Raw genomic sequence first — 15,387 nt, forward strand, 5'->3', positions numbered from 1 at the left:
GAGAGAAGCCTCAAATCGCTGGAATTCCAACGATTTGAGGCTTCTCATACTGCGTGCGAGTGGAGGGAGTTGAACCCTCACGAGCATACACTCACTGCCACCTGAAGACAGCGCGTCTACCATTCCGCCACACTCGCGAACAAGCAGATAACTTAGCACTACTCCGGCGGTGGATGCAAATCCGACGGCTCTTCGGCGTGTCGCGATGTGTCGCGATGTGTTGCGGTGTGTTTGCGATGCGTTTCGAGAGAAACCGTCGCTGGGATCGGCTCAGTGACGGTTTCTCTCGGGGATGGGGTGTATTGCGAGAAAAACCGTCGCTGCGAACCAGCGAGCGTCAGGTTTTCTCGGGATATGGGGTCTTCTCGAGAAAACCTGACGTTGATATGGGAATGCTCGCTACCGCCACTTGACCTTGTGCGGGGCGGCGGCGATTTCGAAGTGGTATTTGGCGCATCCGAGGCCGACATGGGCGAACAGGCCGTCCAGCGCCTCGGCGGTCACCTCGCCGTCGGTGTTAGCGTTGGTGGTGGTGTTGGCGGCGTCGGTGGCATCGGTGACGGCGTCGGTGGAACCGACGGCGCCGTCGAGATGCAATGTGAAGTGGAACGGCTGCTGGCTGAGCGACGTCGGCGCCTTCATGGCCGCCTCCATGCCCGCACGGAACCAGTCGGGGGCGTCGGAGAGGGAGACTGGGGTATCGGTGGTCGATTCGCCGTCGCCCTTCACGACGCTCGCGAGCTCCTCGATCGGCTTGGTGCGGCGGCGTCCGCCGGGGCGTGCGCCGTGGCCGAACGCGATCACCCACACGAGCGATTCGCCGTCGCCCAAAGTCCACCACGCATCGGCCGGATCGACGTTCTCCGCGCCGTCCAGCACGGCCCACGACGTCTCCAATCCGAGCTGCACGGCGCGCAGCGCGAGGCGCTCGCCGTAGTAGCCGACGCGCTCCTGCAGCGCGGCGGCCTCAGGCGACACCGGCGTGCCCTCCGCGTCCTTGAACGACTGGAGAGTGGAACCCGCACCATCACCGTCGCACGCCACCGCGCCGATCAGCGCGATCGCGTTGTGCACGCCCTTGAATCGCCCGTAATGCGTCTTGAGGCCGAGGAACGCGTCGTCCAGCCCCGCGGCCATCTGGATGTGCAGACCCGATTCGGCGTTGCACGCCTCGATCTCGGCCGCAAGCTGAGTGAGCGTATCCGGCGCGACCGGGTCGTCGGTGTATGCGCGGATCGCGTGCCGCGCGTCGATCGCTTCGAGAAGATCCATCATCGTGCTCCTTACCGCCCGTCACCTGCCGTAGAAGTGGGCCAGCGACTCGTCGCGGAACTCCTCGAAGTAGCCGCCGTCGATCGAATCGCGGATGTCGTCGAGCAGTTTCACGAAGAACCGCTCGTTGTGGATCGTGGCGAGCGTGAAGCCGGTGAACTCGCGCGCCCGCAGCAGGTGGTCGACGTACGCACGCGAGTAGTTGCGGCAGGTGTAGCAGTCGCAGCCCTCCTCGAGCGGGCCGAAATCGAACTTGTGCTGCGCACGTTTGATGTTGTAGCGGCCGTGGCGCGTGTAGATCGCGCCGTTGCGCCCGCAGCGGGCCGGCGCCACGCAGTCGAACGTGTCGCCGCCGTTCTCGACGCACGCGAAGATGTCGTCCATCTCCGCGATGCCGAGCACGTGACGCGGGCGACTCTCCGGCATCGCGTCGCAGATCCACGCGCACGTCTCGCCGATGATGCGCTTCTCGATCGCGCCGCCGATACCCACGCCGTCGAAGTCGAGCGAGGCGATCTGCTCGGCCGCGTGACGGCGCAGATCCTCGTAGTTCGCGCCCTGCACGACGCCGTACAGCGCCTGATACGGCTTGCCGAGGCGTTCGGCCGTGAGCCGCTCGTGCTCCGCGACGCAGCGTTTCGCCCAGCGGAACGTGCGCTCCACCGACTCCTCCTGATACGAGCGCGTGTTCATCAGCGTGGTCAGCTCGTCGAACGCGAACATGATGTCCGCGCCGATCTTGTGCTGGATGCCCATCGAGATCTCGGCGGAGAAGCGGTGCTGGTCGCCGTTGAGCGGCGACTTGAACGTGACGCCGTCCTCGTCGACCCACGCCATGCGTTCCTTGCCTTTGGCGATCACGTCGTCCGACTTCATGCCGGTCACGTCCATCGCGAGCGTCTTCTTGAACCCGACGCCCAGCGACATGACCTGGAAGCCGCCCGAATCGGTGAACGTCGGGCCATGCCAGTTCATGAAGCGCGCGAGTCCGCCCGCCTGATCGAGCACGTCCTCGCCGGGGCGTTCGAACAGGTGGAACGCGTTGGACAGCAGGCACTGCGCACCGAGGTCCTTCATCGACTCGGGCAGGACCGCCTTCATCGCGGCCTGCGTAGCGACCGGCACGAAGGTCGGCGTGCGGATGTCGCCGTGCGGGGTGTGGATGATGCCGGTGCGTCCGTATCGCGCGCCGTTCCGGCCCTTGCCGTCGGCCGAGTCGGACAGTCGGGTGATGGTCTCGAAACGGAACGCCGAGCGGTCGCCGGGCCTGCCTTCGGCGGCGCCGATCGGATGGAGATTGAGGTCGACCGCCCCGGCCGCGGAGTCAGTGGAATCAGCGGAGTCGGCGGGGACGGCGGCGGGCGTGTCGCCCGCGGTAGCGTTCATCACAATGTCGGTCATAGCCCCAACTGTAGGCGAACAAGCGGATGCGCACCTATCTCGGCTCCCCTTGTCGGGACGTTGCCGTGAAGCAAACGGCAAAGCTGTTTGTAGGCAACGTGCGAGCCGACAGGCGAGCCAGCAGGCTGCGCGCGTAGCGCGTCCGTAATTGCGGGACGAGCTGGCCGCAAAGCGGCCTGAGGGGTAGACCATGCGGTGGAATCCCTCGGAGCCGTCAGGGAATTACTTTCCTGCCGCGTCGGACACACTGGCATATGGCAAGGAAAGGCGCGTGGCCTACGATCGGTGGTGGAAAACCGTTGTGAACCCACGAATCCCGTCGATCCGCCGGCCGGAACAGCATCAGGATCGGCCCTCGGATCGGCCCCCGGACACCGCACGCAAGGAGATATGCAATGTCGCGCATCGAGCAATTCCACGGCGCCGCCGCCGACGGCACGCGCCTGAACGTCGTCTACGCCGAGCAGACGGACGCGCGCGTCGCGTTCGCGCTGGCGTTCCCGGACGACGAACTGCCCCGCTTCGTCCACTGGGGGCGCCCGATCGCGCATCCCGAAACCCTGATCGCCCAGTACGACGCCCTGAAGCCGCAGCGCGTCTCCGGCGCCCTCGACGAAACCGCATGGCCGTCGATCCTGCCCGCGCAGGCCGAATCGTGGATCGGCGCACCCCGATTCGTCGTACGACGCGACGGCGTCGAACTGTTCTGCCGGTTCGCCGTCGAATCGGTGACGGCCGTCGCGCCGACCGTCACGGTCGAGGCCCACGACTTGGAGCAGGGCGTCGGCATCATCTGGACGTGCGAGCTCGACGAATCCGGTCTGATCCGCCAGCGAATCGAGGTGTCCAACGAAGGCGGCGAAGGCGCCGGTGACCTCGAGATCGGACAGATCGAACTCGGCTTCCCGCTGCCCGCGCTCGCCGGCGAGATCCTCACCACCACCGGACATCACCTGAGGGAGCGCAGCCCGCAGCGCCAGCCGCTCACCGTCGGCCGCTTCGAGAAGGTCTCGATGGCTGGTCGCCCTGATTTCGACGCGAGTCTGCTGCTCACCGCCGGCACCCCCGGCTTCGGCTTCGAGCACGGTGAGGCGTACGCGGTCCACGTCGGATGGAGCGGCAACAGCGTGCTGTCCGCCGAACGCCAGCCGTACACGACCGGGCTGATCGGCGGCGGCGAGGTGCTCATGGGCGGCGAGATCACCCTGCCGCGCTTCGACGAGACAAGCAACAACATCGCCGCCTACACCACCCCGTGGGTCTACGGCTCCTACGGCGACGGCCTCAACGAGATCGCCGCGCGATTCCACGCCTACCTGCGCCACGTGCACCACGACGCCCGCCGCGCGCGCGGCATCGCCGACAAGCCGCGCCCGGTGATCCTCAACACCTGGGAGGCCGTCTACTTCCAGCACGACTTCGACACCCTGAAGGCGCTCGCCGACAAGGCCGCCGCCACCGGCGTCGAACGCTTCGTCGTCGACGACGGCTGGTTCGGCTCCCGCCGCGACGACACCTCCGGCCTCGGCGACTGGACCATCGCCAAGGAGGTCTGGCCCGACGGGCCGAAGAGCCTCAAGGCGCTCGCCGACTACGTGCATGCCAAAGGCATGGAGTTCGGCCTGTGGTTCGAGCCGGAGATGGTCAACCCCGATTCCGACATGTACCGCGCCCACCCCGACTGGGTCCTGAAGCCCACCGCGAACCGCCTGCCGATGCAGGGCCGCTCCCAGCAGGTCGTCGACCTGACCAACCCGGACGCCTACGCCTATGTGTACGGTGCGATGGACACACTGGTGGAGTCGCTCGGCATCGACTACATCAAGTGGGATCACAACAAGCTCGTCACCGAAGCGGTCTCTCCGCGAACCGGCCGCCCGGCCGTGCACGCCCAGACGCTCGCCGTCTACCGCATCTTCCGCGATCTGAAGGCCGCGCATCCCGGCCTCGAGATCGAGAGCTGCTCCTCCGGCGGCGGCCGCGTGGACCTCGGCATCCTCGAGCTCGCCGATCGCATCTGGGTGTCCGACTGCGTCGATCCGGTCGAGCGCGCCGACATCCAGCGCTACACGTCGCTGCTCGTCCCGCCGTCCATGATGGGCGAGCATGTGGGTGCCTCCCCGGCCCACTCCACGCATCGCGCGACCAGCCAGGAGATGCGCATGGCGATGGCGTTCTTCGGTCACATGGGCATCGAATGGAACCTGCTCAAGGAGTCGGACGCCGACGTCGCGAAGCTCGCCGAGTGGGTCGCCGAGTTCAAGAAGCACCGCGAATGGTTCGCCGTCGACACCTGCGTGCACGCCGATGCGACCGATCCGGCCGTGCGACTCGACGGCATGGTCAAGCCCGACCGTTCCGCCGCGTTCTACCGCTTCACCCAGCTGACCACATCGCAGACCTACCCGGCCGCGCCGATCCGCGTGCCCGGCCTCGACCCGGACGGCGTCTACCGCATCCAGCCGCTGTGGCTCGACCTCGATCTCGACGGTCTCGGCCTCGGCAACGGCCAGTCGCCGCTCGGCTGGTGGACGAAGGACGGCGTCCTCATGACCGGCCGCGCGCTCGAGACCTACGGCCTGCGCCCGCCGAGCCTGCACCCGGCGCAGGCCGTCCTGTTCACCGCGATTCAGCAGTGACTTAGCCCTCTGGCCCCGGTCCCTACTCCAGATACCGCACGATCACCCGCGACGCGGCGGCCTTGGCCCACAGCTGCCAGTCATGGTCCATGACGGTGAACTCCACCGGCGAGGCCTGACTGTGCCGGTACCGGTTGATGCCGTCGCGGATCGGGTCGATCGCCATCTTCGCGAGGAACGCCGATTCGCCGGCGATCATCACCTTCGACGGCATCGCGATGTTCGCGACCGTCGCGATCAATGATCCCAATCGGAAACACGTCTTGTCGAGCAGTCGCGACGCCTGCGGCACTCCCGCCCGGGCGTCGCGCGCGAAATCGTCGAACGTGCATGCGCGGCCCATCATCTGCGAGTACTGGTCGGCGAGCGAATCGTCGGTCAGGCACTGTGCGCATCCGATGTGCCCGGCCGTGCAACGCGGCCCCTCCGGGTCGACGAGCACATGCCCGAGCAGCCCGTAGCTCTTGTCCGGATAGCTGACCGGCCGCCCGTGCACCGCCAGCGAATAGCCGATCCCGATGCCGATCGTCAACACCGCGAACGCCTCGAGCCCCACGCCCGGACCGAACCAGCTCGCGTCGACCAACAGCGAGTCGATGTCGTTGTACACGCCGCACGGCAGGCCGGTCGCGTCACCCACCATGGCGGCCAACGGCACGTCATGGTCCCAGCGCAGGAACGGCGCGAACGTGACCGTCCGATCGTCGTCCGCCACATGCCCGCCGATCGCGATGCCGACGGCCGTGGGCGCGGGCAGGGGAGCGACGCCGTCCCTGGCCGCGATGTCCGCCTCGCACTCGCGCACCAGCGCAGCGAGCACCGACGTCACCTGTTCGGGCGACCGGTCCGGGAACGCCATTTCGTGGCGTCCCGACACGACCTCGCCGTGCGCGTTGACCGCCGCGGCGATCGCCGACGTGCCGTGCGCCTTGATGCCGACGAACGTACGCGCGTTCGCCCGCAACGCCAACGCCGTCTGCGGACGTCCCCGGCGCCCGGAACTCTCCCTCGGCGTGAACCCCTGCGGCAGCGGGCCGCGCGCGACCGCGTCCCCCGGCAGCTCCTCGATGACCCCCGCGTAGATCAGGTCGCTGGTGATGCGCGACAGCGCGCCCTGCGACAGCCCCAGCAGCTGCGCCAGCGTCGTGCGCGCGATCGGCCCGTACTTCGCGATCGCGCACGCCACGCGATGCATGTACTCAGACCCTTCGAACCAGTGGGGGAACGTCGCCTGCCCGCCGCCGGACCAGTCGTCCTCATCCATGACATCCGTGATTCCCTCGATCGCCATGATTCCTCGTTCCTCCATCCGCCGCCCCGGCGGTCCGTCGACGATGACCGGACCGGACACCGCATTATGCCGTGAACGCCGCGCGCGGCGGCTCCATCCGGGTATCCCTCGAATTCCATTCCTAGAATACATAATTCACGGGTCTTTAGTTTCCACCGTTGCGAGGCTCGCTTGCGCTTGGAATGAAAAATGTCGAACCGTATCGTGAAATCACGTTCCGCGGCATCGACGCTGCGGAAAGGAGAAAGCTAAGGAGTCTACGAATGCAGTGCGATTCCCCCAAGTCATGGATGCGCCGGGTCGCGGCGGCCGTCTGCGCGATCGCGGTCGGCGTCGGACTGGCCGGCTGCGGCGCGAACACCGCCGGCACCGTCACGCTTGATTTCTTCCAGTTCAAGGCCGAGGCCGCCGATTGGTTCAAGCAGGCCGCCGCCGAGTTCGAGAAGGAAAACCCGACCATCAAGATCAACATCAACAACTCCGCCAACGCGCAGACCGACCTGCGCACCCGGTTCGTCAAGAACCGCGTGCCGGACGTCATCACGTTCAACGGCGACATCAGCTTCGGCAACTTCGCCGCATCCGGCGTCTTCTACGACTTCACCGACGAGCCGATCGTCGACGAGCTCAACCCCGGCATGGTCGAGATCGCGAAGAACCTCGTGCAGACCACCGACCAGTCGAAGAAGCGCCTGTACGGCCTGCCGTTCGCCGGCAACGCGTCCGGCTACATCTACAACAAGGAGATCTGGCGCAAGGCCGGCGTCGACCCGGAGAACCCGCCGAAGACGTGGAGCGAGTTCACCGCGATGCTCCAGAAGTTCCGCGACCAGGGCATCAACCCGGTCGAGGCGACGGTCGCCGACGCGTGGACCACGCAGGCGCCGCTCGCGTCCCTCGCCGGCACGCTCGTGCCCGAAACCGAGTACACGAAGCTCAAAACCGGCGGGACCGACTTCCAAAGCATGTGGAAGGACACCGTGAGCAAGGAGGTGGAGCTCTTCACGTACGCCGACGGCGACAAGGGCATCACCTACCAGCAGGGCACGCAGAACTTCGCCAAAGGGTCCGCCGCGATCATCCCGCTCGGCACGTACGCGATCCCGCAGATCCTCATGATCAACAAGGACGCGGATCTGGGCTTCGCGCAGATGCCCGCCTCCGACGACGCGGACGCGCAGGTCCTCACCGCCGGCGACGACGTGATGCTCACGATGGGCGCCAACACCAAGCACAAGGCCGAGGCGATGAAGTTCATCGAGTTCCTCATGAGCGAGAAGACCCTCAACGACTACGCCGACGCGAACTCCGCGATCACCCCGCTCAAGGACACGCACTTCGGCAACAAGGCGCTCGAGACCGTGCGCCCGTTCTTCGAGAAGAACAAGGTGGCCGACTTCTGCGACCACTACATCCCGTCGTCGATCAACATCGGCGGCTACCTGCAGACGATGGTGACCAGCGGCGACACCGACCGCTTCCTGAACCAGATGCAGACCGAATGGGACAAGGTCCAGTCGAGGACTTTCACGAACTGACGAATCGAAAGCGAATCGAAAGCAAATCGAAAGGAAGGAGCATTATGACGACATCATCATCCGCGGCTCCCGCCAAGGCGACGAAGCCCGCCGCGCGCGCCGCGAAGAAGCGCGTCTCCGCGTTCTCCGACCGCAAGGTCGACCGCACCTTCTACTGGATGGCCGTACCGGCCGCGATCATCTTCGCGATCTTCCTGTACGTGCCGTTCCTGCAGGGCGTGATGTACTCGTTCACCAACTCGCAGGGCTACGGTGACTACGATTTCATCGGCATCAAGAACTACATCGCCCTGTTCCAGGACGACCGTGTGGGCCACGCCTACCTGTTCACGTTCCTGATCGCCATCGCGATCACCGTGCTCATCAACGTGATCGCGATGTTCATCGCCGTCGCGCTGAACGGCAAAATCGCGTTCAAAAACGGATTCCGCGCGATCTTCTTCGTGCCTTACACCCTGTCGGTGCTGGTCATCGGCTACGTGTTCAAGTACATCTTCATGAACCCGCTGCCCGAGCTCGGCAAGGCGCTCGGCATCGATTGGCTGTCCCAGTCGCTCATCACCAGCGAGCAGTACTCGTGGATCCCGATCGTGTTCCTCGCCGTGTGGCAGGGCGTCGCCTACTCGGTGCTGCTCTACCTCGCCGGCCTGCAGACCATCGACACCGAGATCTACGAGGCCGCCGCGCTCGACGGCGTCAACGCATGGCAGAAGTTCTGGAAGATCACGTTCCCGCTCATCGGGCCGTTCTTCACGATCAACCTCGTGCTCTCCATGAAGAACGCGCTCGGCACGTTCGACCAGGTCGTCGCCCTGACCGACGGCGGTCCGAACTCCGCCACGGAAACCGTGACCTACCTCATCTGGAAAGGCGGCCTGACCGGCGGCGAGTACGCGTACCAGACCGCCAACGCCGTGCTCTTCTTCATCGTCCTCGCGATCATCGCGTTCATCCAGCTCAAGTTCTTCGGCAGCAAGGAAAAGGTGTGAGTGCCATGAGTGCCGCAATGTCAGTCAAGTCCTCTTCGTCCACGCAGTCCGGAAAGTCATCCGGCAAGCCCGCCGGCAAGCCCGAGAAGTTCCGCAGGGACCGCAACATCAACTGGTGGCTCACCGCCGCCGTCGCGGTCCTGTCCCTGACGATCCTGATCCCCCTGTACTTCACGATCGTCACCGCGCTGAAGACGCCCGCCGAGGCCGGCACCTTCGCCCTGCCGACCACGTGGGAGTGGCACAACTTCGCCGACGCCTCCGCCAAGGTCAACTACCCGAAGGCCGCGCTCAACTCGGCGATCATCACCGTCGCCGCCGTGGTGCTGACCCTGCTGACCAACACGTTCGTCGCGTACGCGGTGGCCCGCAACATGGACAAGCGATTCTTCCGCTTCCTGTACTACTTCTTTATCGCCGCGATGTTCGTGCCGTTCCCGGTCGTCATGCTGCCGATCGCCAAGCAGATGGGATCGTGGCATCTCGACAACCAGATCGGCCTGATTCTGCTGTACATGGTGCTGGGACTTGGCACGAACCTGTTCATCGCCACCGGATTCATCCGCTCGATCCCGGTCTCGCTCGAGGAGGCCGCGCGCATTGACGGCGCGTCGACCTGGCGCATCTTCTGGCAGATCATCTTCCCGCTGATGAGCCCGATCAACGCGACCATCGCGATCCTGACCGCGCTGTGGGCGTGGAACGACTTCCTCCTGCCGCTCATCGTCCTGACCGACCAGTCGAACCAGACGATCCCGCTGGCCCAGTACGTCTTCAGCTCCCAGTTCGCCACCAACTATCCGATGGCCTTCTCCAGCTACCTGATGGCCATGGCCCCGATCCTCGTCGTCTACGTCTTCGCCCAGAAGTGGGTCATCGGCGGCGTGATGAGGGGAGCTGTGAAGTAAAGCAGCGTAGCTGGTTTACTTCACAGCTCCGAGCGAGGCGAGCCGATTAAGGGAACAGCCCGGTGGGCTGTTCCCCGGCTCGGGCGGCCGAGAGGCCGCGCACTCGCGAGGCAGGTTGAGTCTCGCCGTAAGGCGAGTCCGTACTTGCAGGACGCGGTCAAGTAAAGGGAAGCCTGGTGGGCTTTCCGTTGGCCGCTCCGAGCGGGCGACAGCCCGTGAGGCAGGTTGAGTCTCGCCGTAAGGCGAGTCCGTACTTGCAGGACGCGGTCAAGTGCCCGGTGGGCTTTCCGTTGGCCGCTCCGAGCGAGCCGTCCCCATCCCTTCCTGTCAGAAACCTCTCGCTAGCCACGGCTCAGCGAGAGGTTTCTGCTATTCATGCTCCGATTTCTCTCGCGTAGCCTCCTCCCCGCGAGAGATACGTGACACGAACAGATAATTCTCTCTCGCTAAGGCTCCGTAAGCGAGATGTTTCTGTCATTGCATGTCCGGTATCGCTCGCCGAGTGGTGTCCCAGCGAGAGAACTCCGTCATATGAGGCCGGATCGCGCTCGCAAGCGATTTAGCCCTCCGCCCGTCCAACCGCGCGGCAACACCAACACACCCCCATTACTTTCCGCCACGCCCATGCCGGGCGATGATGGGAATGAAAACCTCGTGCGCCTATCCTGTCGCGTAGCAGCTTATTGACATGACCGGCGCGAAACGCACAGAGCACATAGAACACGCAGATCACATAAGCGACACAACGCAACCCCAGCAAAGGAGCCGATGATGACCGCCTTCAACCGAGAGCCGCTGCCCGACGCCATCCGCACGAACGGCGCCACCCCGAACCCGTGGTGGTCGAACGCCGTCGTCTACCAGATCTACCCGCGATCCTTCCAGGACACGAACGGTGACGGATTCGGCGACCTGAAGGGCATCACCTCCCGCCTCGACTACCTCGCCGACCTCGGCGTCGACGTGCTGTGGCTCTCCCCGGTCTACAAGTCCCCGCAGGACGACAACGGCTACGACATCTCCGACTATCAGGACATCGACCCGCTGTTCGGCACGCTCGACGACATGGACGAGCTCCTCGCCGAGGCGCACAAGCGCGGCCTGAAGATCGTGATGGATCTCGTCGTCAATCACACGTCCGACGAACACGCGTGGTTCGAGGCGTCGAAGCACAAGGACGATCCCCACGCCGACTGGTACTGGTGGCGTCCCGCCCGCCCCGGCACCACGCCCGGCGAACCCGGCGCCGAGCCGAACCGCTGGGGCTCCTACTTCGGCGGATCGGCGTGGCAGTACGACGAGACCCGCGGCGAGTACTACCTCCACCAGTTCTCGAAGAAGCAGCCCGACCTCAACTGGGAGAACCCCGCCGTGCGCCGTGCCGTGTACGACATGATGAACTGGTGGCTTGATCGCGGCGTCGACGGATTCCGCATGGACGTCATCACCCTGATCTCCAAGCGCACCGACCCCAACGGCAAACTCCCCGGCGAGGCCGGCTCCGAACTCGCCGACCTGCCCGTCGGCGAGGAGGGCTATTCCAGCCCGAACCCGTTCTGCGCCGACGGCCCGCGTCAGGACGAGTTCCTCGCCGAAATGCGCCGCGAGGTGTTCGACGGCCGCGACGGCTTCCTCACCGTCGGCGAGGCGCCCGGCATCACGGCCGCGCGCAACGAGCACATCACCGACCCCGCCAACGGCGAACTCGACATGCTCTTCCTGTTCGAGCACGTCGACTTCGATTGCGAAGGCGTCAAGTGGAAGCCTCTGCCCCTCGATCTGCCGAAACTCAAGTCCATCATGTCCGGCTATCAGACCGCCGTCGCGAAGGCCGGCTGGGCGAGTCTGTTCACCGGCAACCACGACCAGCCGCGCGTCGTCTCCCGCTGGGGCGACGACTCCACCGAAGCCGCCCGCGTCCGCTCCGCCAAGGCGTGGGGACTCGTGCTGCACATGCACCGCGGCACCCCGTACGTCTATCAGGGCGAGGAACTCGGCATGACCAACGCGCACTTCACCGCCCTCGACCAGTACCGCGATCTGGAATCGCTCAACGCCTACCGTCAGCGCGTCGAGGAGGCCAAGGTGCAGAGCTCCGAGTCGATGATGGCCGGCATCGCCGCGCGCGGCCGCGACAACTCCCGCACCCCGATGCAGTGGGACGCCTCCCGCTACGCCGGGTTCACCACGCCCGACGCGTCCGTCGAACCGTGGATCGCGGTCAACCCGAACCACGCCGAGATCAACGCGGCCGGCGAATTCGACGACCCCGATTCCGTCTACTCGTTCTACAAGCGACTCATCGCCCTGCGTCATGACGATCCGGTGGTCGCGGCCGGCGACTGGCACCTGATCGACGCGTCCGACCCGCACGTCTACGCCTTCACCCGCACCCTCGAGAAGCCGGAACCGGCCTCGACGTACCCGGTGTTCGACGACGTCGAATCGTTCCACACGAACCCGCAGCCGGACCCCACCGCGCGCACCGGCGAAGGCACGCTGCTCGTCGTCGCGAACCTCTCCGGACGCACCGTCGACCTGCCGTCCGATTCCGCCGCGCTGGTCGCCGCCGGCGTTTCCGAACCGGACATCGTGATCGGCACGTACGGCGCGTCCCACGCCGTCGTCTCCCTCGCCAACGGCGAGCTCGACCCGTGGGAGGCCGTCGTCGTGCGCCTGTAATGATCTCATCTCGCCCCGCCCGCCTTGCACTGCGAGACGGGCGGGGCGTCCACGGCACCCCGCCGCATAAAATAGCCGATTATGGAACAGAAAGACGTCCTCAAAGCATTGCAGCGTGATCATGCGGCCGAACTCAAGAAAGCCGCCGAGCGGTTGAAGGGGACCGCACGCCACACGGAGATCATCCCCTCGCCGACCCTGTCCGAGATGACCGGCCACGAGATCCTCCTCAAGCCGGAAAACCTTCAGGTCACCGGATCGTTCAAGATCCGCGGCGCTTACAACAAGATCGCCTCCCTGTCCGAGGAGGAGCTCGCCCGCGGCATCGTCACCGCATCCGCCGGCAACCACGCGCAGGGCGTCGCCTACGCCGCCCGCGAACGCGGCGCCAAGGCCACGATCTGCATGCCGACCATCACCCCGCCGCTCAAGGTCGACGCCACCAAGGCGTACGGCGCCGACGTGGTCCTCTACGGCGACGTCTTCGACGAATCCGCCGCCCACGCCGCCGAGCTGAGCGAGAAGGAAGGCATGATCTACGTGCCGCCGTTCGACGACTACGAGGTCATCTGCGGCCAGGGCACCATCGCCCTCGAGATCCTCGAGGACGTGCCCAACGTCACCGACGTGGTCGTCCCGCTCGGCGGCGGCGGACTCGGCGCCGGCATCGCGCTCGCCATCAAGACGTTCAAGCCGGAGGTGCGCGTGATCGGCGCGATCCCGGAGGGCTCGCCCGCATGGAAGAACTCGCTGGCCGCCGGCCGCGTCGTGCCCGCCGACCAGGTCGTCACCTCCGCCGAGGGCGTCGCCGTCAAGCACCCGGGCGATCTCACGTTCGCGCTGCTCAACGAGTTCCTTGACGACATCGTCACCGTCACCGAACGCGACATCAACGAGATGATCCTGCTCATGCTCGAGAAGCACAAGCTGGTCGTCGAGGCCGCCGGCGCGGTCTCGCTCGCCGCGCTCGAGCATCTGAACCTGCGCTCGCGCAAGTTCGCGTCCGCTCCCGGCCCGCATGTGGTCGTGCCGATCATGTCCGGCGGCAACATCGACACCGTGACGATGGGCGCGGTCATCCAGAAGGGCATGATCGCGCGCGGTCGCATCATGAACTTCGAGGTCGAACTGCCCGACACCCCGGGCCAGCTCGTCAAGGTCGCGACGCTGCTCGCCCGCGAACGCGCCAACGTCATCGCCCTCGACCACGACCAGTTCAAGGCGTCCGGCCACTACACGAACGCGGTCTCCCTCGGTGTCACGGTCGAGACCAACGGCCCCGACCACATCGACCGCATCCTCGCCGCCCTCAAGGCCGAAGGCTTTAGCCCCAAGCGCATCTACTGATTCGCCTGATTCGCGCTTTTTGCGTTTTGGCTGGTAGCCACTGACCGTTTATTGCGGTGACCGCGACGGCCCGCTATGTACTGTTCACGACACACTCAAGGCCGTTCGGCCAAGCCTACGGTCGTGAACAGTACATAGCGGGCCGTCGCTCTGTTCCAGCGGTATGTTCTGCTGACTTGTGACTCGCGCGTCAGCTGTTCTCCGCGATGGTCTCGTCGACGAGCTTGGGCAGGGCCACGGCGATGTCGTCGTGGATGAGGCGCGTGGCGAGACGGTCGTACTGCGTGCGTCCCATGTTCATGATCGTGATCGGGACCCCGGCCTGCGCGGCGACCGGCACGATGCTCGCGGCAGGCATCACCTCGAGCGTCGATCCGATGACCCACAGTTCGTCGGCCTTGGTCGCGAGGCTGTACGACTTCTCCATCGCGCCGTCCGGCAACGCCTCTCCGAAGTAGACGACGTCCGTCTTGATCATGCCGTTGCAGGGCATGTCGCCCTTGTACTTGAGCAGGCGGTGGCAGCGCGGGTCCGGTTCCTCGTCCAGTTTCGCCATGATGTCGGCGGTGTCGTACTTTGCGTGGCACTTCATGCAATGCGATGTGCCGATCGTACCGTGCAGGTTGACGATGATGTCCGGGCTGTTGCCGGCCTTCTCGTGCAGGGCGTCGAAGTTCTGCGTGGCGAGCAGCGTCAGCATGCCGGCCTTCTCGAGCTTGACCAGGGCCTTGTGCGCGGTGCCGGGCTGCGCGTTCCAGACGGGCGATTCCTTCTGCCAGCGCCACGAGTATTCGCGTGCCTCCTTGTCGGTGAGGAACGCGTCGATGTCGTACACGCTCATCTGGTCGGGGTGCTTGGTCCACACGCCGTCCGGTCCGCGGAAATCAGGGATGCCGGCGGAGGTCGAGATGCCCGCGCCGGTCAGTACTGCGATCTTCTTTGTCATGCCTACAGGTATACGCGCCCAATATGAATGACGGGACAACGCAGAGTTCGACTGCCCGTCACTTTCGGTTACCCGCGTGTGATGTTCGCGAGGGTATCCTTGAATACAGGACGTGACGTACGGCAAAGTGGATGCGACGCCGTTGCGACACGCCGATGGAACGCTGTATTTCCAATGGTTTGCGGCGTATTTTTGCATGCCGGTTTGCGTGATTGTGCCGATGCGTGTAGATTACTCGTCTGTTGCCACTCAGCACGGCGGTCTGATTCAAATCACGAATTGTGATTCAGCTTGTTGATGTGTGTGGTGGTTTGAGAACTCAAGAGTGTGTTTGTACTACTTCTTTATAGTCAATGATTGCCAGTCCGCTGCAG

The 15,387-nt window shown here is 65.2% G+C and carries 10 protein-coding genes and 1 tRNA gene; 6 read left to right on the forward strand and 5 right to left on the reverse strand.

All coding sequences use genetic code 11. The features are described from left to right. Positions 1-54: 54 nt before the first annotated feature. The 3 genes from CSQ85_RS12615 to tgt all read right to left on the reverse strand — a co-directional run bounded on the left by CSQ85_RS12615 (position 55) and on the right by tgt (position 2,658). Positions 55-137, reverse strand: a tRNA-Leu gene (locus CSQ85_RS12615). A 262-nt stretch (positions 138-399) separates the two neighbouring features. Then, positions 400-1,272 carry a nitroreductase family protein gene (locus CSQ85_RS12620; protein ID WP_150384311.1) on the reverse strand — a complete coding sequence of 291 codons (873 nt, stop codon included), beginning with the start codon at positions 1,270-1,272 and terminating at the stop codon, positions 400-402. Positions 1,273-1,293: 21 nt separating this feature from the next. Continuing rightward, complete coding sequence (gene tgt, locus CSQ85_RS12625; protein ID WP_395956984.1) at positions 1,294-2,658, reverse strand: tRNA guanosine(34) transglycosylase Tgt; 1,365 nt, start codon at positions 2,656-2,658, stop codon at positions 1,294-1,296. 410 nt (positions 2,659-3,068) lie between these two features. Here tgt and CSQ85_RS12630 point away from each other — a divergent pair, with 410 nt between their 5' ends. Next, positions 3,069-5,312 (forward strand): alpha-galactosidase, encoded by a 2,244-nt coding sequence (locus tag CSQ85_RS12630; RefSeq protein WP_150384306.1) that lies wholly within the window; start codon positions 3,069-3,071, stop codon positions 5,310-5,312. Positions 5,313-5,334: 22 nt separating this feature from the next. Here the strand turns inward: CSQ85_RS12630 and CSQ85_RS12635 are convergent, their stop codons facing one another. Beyond that, entirely contained in the window at positions 5,335-6,576 is a 1,242-nt protein-coding gene (locus tag CSQ85_RS12635) for an ROK family protein (RefSeq protein ID WP_150384313.1), read from the reverse strand. 290 nt (positions 6,577-6,866) lie between these two features. Between CSQ85_RS12635 and CSQ85_RS12640 the strand changes: the two genes are divergently transcribed. The 5 genes from CSQ85_RS12640 to ilvA all read left to right on the forward strand — a co-directional run bounded on the left by CSQ85_RS12640 (position 6,867) and on the right by ilvA (position 14,067). Further along, on the forward strand, positions 6,867-8,141 hold the full coding sequence (locus tag CSQ85_RS12640) for an ABC transporter substrate-binding protein (protein ID WP_150384307.1): 1,275 nt from the start codon (positions 6,867-6,869) through the stop codon (positions 8,139-8,141). A 44-nt stretch (positions 8,142-8,185) separates the two neighbouring features. Next, positions 8,186-9,130, forward strand: a complete 945-nt coding sequence (locus tag CSQ85_RS12645) for a carbohydrate ABC transporter permease (protein ID WP_107042644.1) — start codon at positions 8,186-8,188, stop codon at positions 9,128-9,130. Between the two features lie 17 nt (positions 9,131-9,147). Further along, positions 9,148-10,038 carry a carbohydrate ABC transporter permease gene (locus tag CSQ85_RS12650; protein WP_150384314.1) on the forward strand — a complete coding sequence of 297 codons (891 nt, stop codon included), beginning with the start codon at positions 9,148-9,150 and terminating at the stop codon, positions 10,036-10,038. Positions 10,039-10,809: 771 nt separating this feature from the next. Then, complete coding sequence (locus tag CSQ85_RS12655) at positions 10,810-12,720, forward strand: alpha-glucosidase (protein WP_150384308.1); 1,911 nt, start codon at positions 10,810-10,812, stop codon at positions 12,718-12,720. Positions 12,721-12,801: 81 nt separating this feature from the next. Then, on the forward strand, positions 12,802-14,067 hold the full coding sequence (gene ilvA / locus CSQ85_RS12660) for a threonine ammonia-lyase (RefSeq protein WP_150384309.1): 1,266 nt from the start codon (positions 12,802-12,804) through the stop codon (positions 14,065-14,067). A 190-nt stretch (positions 14,068-14,257) separates the two neighbouring features. Here the strand turns inward: ilvA and CSQ85_RS12665 are convergent, their stop codons facing one another. Beyond that, complete coding sequence (locus CSQ85_RS12665) at positions 14,258-15,013, reverse strand: Sir2 family NAD-dependent protein deacetylase (protein WP_150384310.1); 756 nt, start codon at positions 15,011-15,013, stop codon at positions 14,258-14,260. Positions 15,014-15,387: the final 374 nt, after the last annotated feature.

Origin of the sequence: Bifidobacterium rousetti, assembly GCF_008698235.1 — a bacterium.
GTDB classification, from domain to species: Bacteria; Actinomycetota; Actinomycetes; order Actinomycetales; family Bifidobacteriaceae; genus Bifidobacterium; species Bifidobacterium rousetti.

Coding starts and splice junctions, on each gene's coding strand:
- CSQ85_RS12635 (WP_150384313.1), bottom strand. CDS start 6,576: ATGGATGAGGACGACTGGTCCGGCGGCGGGCAGGCGACGTTCCCCCAC.
- CSQ85_RS12640 (WP_150384307.1), top strand. CDS start 6,867: ATGCAGTGCGATTCCCCCAAGTCATGGATGCGCCGGGTCGCGGCGGCC.
- CSQ85_RS12630 (WP_150384306.1), top strand. CDS start 3,069: ATGTCGCGCATCGAGCAATTCCACGGCGCCGCCGCCGACGGCACGCGC.
- CSQ85_RS12650 (WP_150384314.1), top strand. CDS start 9,148: ATGTCAGTCAAGTCCTCTTCGTCCACGCAGTCCGGAAAGTCATCCGGC.
- CSQ85_RS12665 (WP_150384310.1), bottom strand. CDS start 15,013: ATGACAAAGAAGATCGCAGTACTGACCGGCGCGGGCATCTCGACCTCC.
- tgt (WP_395956984.1), bottom strand. CDS start 2,658: ATGAACGCTACCGCGGGCGACACGCCCGCCGCCGTCCCCGCCGACTCC.
- CSQ85_RS12620 (WP_150384311.1), bottom strand. CDS start 1,272: ATGGATCTTCTCGAAGCGATCGACGCGCGGCACGCGATCCGCGCATAC.
- ilvA (WP_150384309.1), top strand. CDS start 12,802: ATGGAACAGAAAGACGTCCTCAAAGCATTGCAGCGTGATCATGCGGCC.
- CSQ85_RS12645 (WP_107042644.1), top strand. CDS start 8,186: ATGACGACATCATCATCCGCGGCTCCCGCCAAGGCGACGAAGCCCGCC.
- CSQ85_RS12655 (WP_150384308.1), top strand. CDS start 10,810: ATGACCGCCTTCAACCGAGAGCCGCTGCCCGACGCCATCCGCACGAAC.